This window comes from Streptococcus pluranimalium, from assembly GCF_047785705.1.
Classification (GTDB): domain Bacteria; phylum Bacillota; class Bacilli; order Lactobacillales; family Streptococcaceae; genus Streptococcus; species Streptococcus pluranimalium_A.
Genome location: NZ_JBLOJV010000061.1, coordinates 1 through 4,124, shown reverse-complemented (window position 1 = coordinate 4,124; position 4,124 = coordinate 1). Strand labels below are relative to the sequence as shown.

The 4,124-nt window shown below is 36.9% G+C and carries 8 protein-coding genes and 2 pseudogenes; all 10 read left to right on the top strand.

Annotated elements, in window-relative coordinates:
* The coding region (locus tag ACMZ6Z_RS09000) for a hypothetical protein (RefSeq protein WP_416132204.1) at nucleotides 1-189 on the top strand (189 nt) is incomplete at its 5' end.
* Nucleotides 179-367: a hypothetical protein gene (locus tag ACMZ6Z_RS08995; RefSeq protein WP_416132203.1), complete on the top strand. Its 189-nt coding sequence runs from the start codon at nucleotides 179-181 to the stop codon at nucleotides 365-367. The genes ACMZ6Z_RS09000 and ACMZ6Z_RS08995, both read left to right, overlap by 11 nt.
* Nucleotides 368-508: 141 nt before the next feature.
* Complete coding sequence (locus tag ACMZ6Z_RS08990) at nucleotides 509-733, top strand: hypothetical protein (protein ID WP_416132202.1); 225 nt, start codon at nucleotides 509-511, stop codon at nucleotides 731-733.
* 6 nt (nucleotides 734-739) lie between these two features.
* A complete protein-coding gene (locus ACMZ6Z_RS08985) occupies nucleotides 740-1,399 on the top strand; it encodes a hypothetical protein (RefSeq protein ID WP_416132201.1) in 660 nt (219 codons plus the stop codon).
* A 22-nt stretch (nucleotides 1,400-1,421) separates the two neighbouring features.
* The gene (locus tag ACMZ6Z_RS08980) at nucleotides 1,422-1,691 is read left to right on the top strand and encodes a hypothetical protein (RefSeq protein WP_416132200.1); all 270 of its coding nucleotides are present in this window, start codon (nucleotides 1,422-1,424) and stop codon (nucleotides 1,689-1,691) included.
* Nucleotides 1,685-2,374, top strand: coding sequence for a hypothetical protein (locus ACMZ6Z_RS08975; protein WP_416132199.1), 690 nt, complete (start codon nucleotides 1,685-1,687; stop codon nucleotides 2,372-2,374). The genes ACMZ6Z_RS08980 and ACMZ6Z_RS08975 overlap by 7 nt, the downstream gene beginning before the upstream one ends.
* Complete coding sequence (locus ACMZ6Z_RS08970) at nucleotides 2,364-2,666, top strand: DUF4176 domain-containing protein (protein WP_416132198.1); 303 nt, start codon at nucleotides 2,364-2,366, stop codon at nucleotides 2,664-2,666. The genes ACMZ6Z_RS08975 and ACMZ6Z_RS08970 overlap by 11 nt, the downstream gene beginning before the upstream one ends.
* A 27-nt stretch (nucleotides 2,667-2,693) precedes the next feature.
* Entirely contained in the window at nucleotides 2,694-3,164 is a 471-nt protein-coding gene (locus tag ACMZ6Z_RS08965; protein ID WP_416132205.1) for a T7SS effector LXG polymorphic toxin, read from the top strand.
* A pseudogene (locus ACMZ6Z_RS08960) lies at nucleotides 3,161-3,965 on the top strand (IS5 family transposase). The gene ACMZ6Z_RS08965 and the pseudogene ACMZ6Z_RS08960 overlap by 4 nt, the downstream one beginning before the upstream one ends.
* Nucleotides 3,966-3,989: 24 nt before the next feature.
* Nucleotides 3,990-4,124 (top strand): annotated as a pseudogene (locus ACMZ6Z_RS08955) (PoNe immunity protein domain-containing protein); the annotation flags it as partial.

The following is a 4,124-nucleotide window of genomic DNA, read 5'->3' as shown; positions in this document are numbered from 1 at the left end:
AGGTCATCAGATCATCACATTTTTCAAGGCCTCTATGATGAGCAAGTCTCACTTGATAAGAAGGTCAAGTCAGATTTTGAACGTGAATACGATGATTTACAGCAGGAACACCGTCGCTTGAAGTCTCGATCAGATGCCCTATCATTAGAGCTACGGAAATTAGAAAAGGAGGAAATGCATGGGCGTTGAGATGTATCTTGGCCAATCAGACCAGCAGGCCAGTGCGGTATCGACTGTTTTATCCAATCGGATAAGTGCCTATGAGGATATCATAGCTAGTCTTCGGTCTTTTATTGATACAGCGAACTTGCAGGGTCATGCCTATGGTTCAGCCAAGGATTATAATAGTCAGATTTTGCTTCCTTGATGGCCTCATCTAAAAGGCTGTATCCTTTTAGATGAGGCCATCAAGGAAGCATGTAGCAAGCTAGCTAGTGAGTATCGCAGTCAGGTTGACACGATTGATCTAAGAGAAGATGAATTACGTGAGAAAATCTGACAAGCAGGGATGCTGGCTAGTCGTTATGACTATTTAGCTTCCCTGGTGCGTCAAAAAGAGAAACCGAATTGGTCTCGTATCGGTGATTTATCCATGACAGACAGCCGTTATATGGAGGTTGAGCGACGTTTACAGGAGAAATTACAAAAACTGTTAGCGTTTAATAGCTCATCCGTTCATCTCTTTACCGCGATTCAACCCTTATTAGACTCCGTCCAAAAAGGCTTGAGATAAGCGAACTTGTCTTGGGACGTTCAGACTAAGTCTTTTGATGTTTCTCGTCTTGACTTAGGCTGGGCATCTGACCTTAACAAGCAGTGGGATGATAAGACCACTGGCAGGGCTAAAGCTCTTATCGCTAAAGTCGAGGCTGGGAAAGACTTGACGAGTGATGAACTCAATGAATTGGGTGGATACTTAATGGAGAATCCTAAGTCTAAGATTTATGATAAGGGGATGAAGGCGTTTTATAGTTCAGTATCACCAAATTTTGATTGGGAAAATGAACACAAATTTTTCAAACAAATTGGAAAAAATATTAATCCTCTAGCTGTGTCGATCAATGGTACTGAGTCAGGAATGGATTCTCAGGATATCTATAAGTTATACAAGGAATTACAATCAATACATAGGAAATTTAAAAGTAACCCAACTAGTTTTTTTAGAGGAACAATTTTTTCAAAAGGTGGAGCACAAATCTCTGATTTAAAAATATTTGGAAAAAGCTTGTTTTCTAATGACACTGCTGTTGGTAAACTTTACAGTAAACTTCCGTCTTATAGCCATGGAACTATTGCAAGAGATTTAGGCATGATGAAAGAAAATAAAACTGCATTTTCATCAATGACTAAAGTAGGTAAAGTTTTTCAAAGTTGCTGGTTGGGTTGGAACAGCGGTTAATGTTTTCGCAGATTTCACTGAGTTGAAATCAAAAGGTTACTCGAATGAGCAATCAACAGTTATTACTGCTAGAAAAACAGTAGTAAATTTGGCGGCTTCAGCTGCGGGGAGTTCTGTCGGAAAAATTGGTGGTGCAATGATTGGACAAGCTTTAATTCCCATACCAGGTGTAGGTGCTGCTATAGGTGCTGCAGTAGGTAGTATTGCAGGTGGTTTTATAGGAAGTGCTATTAATAATCATCTTGATTCTGGAGTTAAGCCTCAAAAGAGAGGATGGAGTTGGTCGTGGTAAGATATATTCCTTGTACAAAATTAATTTTTCATGTTGACAATGGTTTGGGGAGCTCTTTAAAGGGTACAGGGCTAGCTGCTGAGTATGATGTCCTTAATAAAAAAGTTATTTGGAGAAAAATATCGAAAGATAAAATAAGGAATCAAGAATATCTTAGTAATTGGCTAATTTTGTTAAGTTCACTCATTCCACCTACATTTTTTGTTTTTATAATATTTTTTATCAGGATGTTATCAAGGGATGTAAAGGGAGCGGATGTTTTAGGAGGATTTAAATATATTATCCCCATGATTCTTGGTTTCCTCATGTTCCTGTCTTTTGAATATCTAATGATACGCATCAGAAGTAAGTATGAAATATGTAGACCACCTAGTAGTAATGAACAACTTTTGTATTTTGAAGGAGTTGAGCAGATTGCTTTGAAGTTTAATGATGTATGGTCATCAAACAGGATACCGTACCTAGCGAATATAATTGTAAGTGTATTCGTGCTTGGTTTAGTGTTACCGATTATGTTTTGGCTATATTTTATACCCAGCTCTATGGGAGAATTTGGAATGAAGTTGATTATTTTGGGATTGATAATCTCTTTAATTCCAAATATTGGATGGAATTTAGTTTTAAAATCAATTGTACTATCAAAAATAAAACAAGATATTAAGGAGAAAATAGATGCAAGATAGAATTTTACCAGTTGGCTCAGTTGTGACAATTAAAGATGGTAATTTACCACTATTGATAATTAGTAGAGCAGCTCTATTTGAAAATAATGGGGAATTAGGTTATTTTGATTACTCAGCTGTTATTTATCCTGAAGGGATGACTGATGGAGATAAGCTTATTTTCTTTAATAGAGAAGATTTAGAGTCAATTGTATATTTTGGCTATATAAATTCTGATGAGCAAGTTTTTGCTGAAAATTATGACAGATTAGTTTCTGAGTCGGGATACAATAAAATAAGGAATATAATTTGATGTATTAGATAATATTGATAGACCTTTCTGTGTGCAGAAGCTTTAGCAAGCATTGAGTCAGCGATGTCTCAGTTCATGAGTGATTCTGCTCTTCAGGGGCAAGCATTAAATGGAATGAAGAGCTATTTAGCAGAAGTTCATTATCCGATTATTTTGGTCTTGGGAACTTTAATGCAGGATTATTCCGCTTCTCTCTTGCTTTATAAAGACGGTTATTATAATATAGACGATGCTTCCAAAGCAAAATTGCTGGAGCAAAACCTTACGACTCTTAAGAGTGATTTGGAGGGGTCGCGTAATAATTTACAGAATCAGATCGATTTATTGAGCGCTGAGAAGGCTAAGATTAATGATATTTTGACTTATAGGGGTATGAGTCATACAACAACCATTATGAAGTACAACTCTCTGATTAATGATCAGTTATCCAACTGGTATAGAAGTCAAAGAAGTAATAGACTTCCTGCGAAACAAAAATGTGATAAACTATATCTATGAATGACGAATCAAGCAAATCCTTAAACGATGTCCGTTTTAAACGCCTAGTTGGTATTGAGCGCAAAACAGTTGAGAAAATGGTATCTATTTTGGAAATGGCTTACCAAACGAAACATGCCAGAGGTGATAGAAAACCCAAAATGAGCCTGGAAGACCTGCTAATGGTTACCCTTCAGTATCTCAGAGAATACCGCACCTATGAGCAGATTGCGGCTGATTTTGGCCTACACGAAAGCAACTTGATTCGCCGCAGTCATTGGGTAGAAGAGGTCTTGGTAAAAAACGGTTTTACAATTGGCAAAAACTCAATAAAACCGACAGATGCCCTTCTGATTGATGCAACAGAGGTTCGAATCCAGCGTCCCCAAAAAAGCAAAAGCTAAACTACTCTGGCAAAAAGAAATGCCACACTCTGAAAGCACAAGCAATCGTCACTCACACAGGCAAAATGCTTTATCTTGACACTGCAAAAATAATGATCATGATATGAAACGATTCAGGAATAGCCGTCGTATCTTGTCGAAAGCAGGAACCATTTTAGCAGATAGTGGGTATCAGGGTCTGATGGAAATGTATCCACAGGCTCAAATCCCACGTAAATCCAGTAAGTATCATTTGTTAACACCTGCGGATAAGGCTTACAATCTTGAACTGTCATCATGTCGTATCACCATTGAGCATGTCTTCGCCAAGATTAAGACCTTCAAAATATTGTCAAAAACCTACCGCAATCGAAAGAAACGCTTTCATTTGAGGATGAATTTAATTGCTGGAATCATTAAATTTGAATTAAAAAACTAGTTAAGTAGGAAGTCTAATTATTTCTATGGATATGATAAAAAGAACGAACCATTATATTTCGGTTACTGGACATTAGACATTGCTGCTCTAGTAAAAGTATTGAATATTCCTGATGATTCTTTTAAAGATAAAAAATACTATCCTTATCAAGAAGATTTC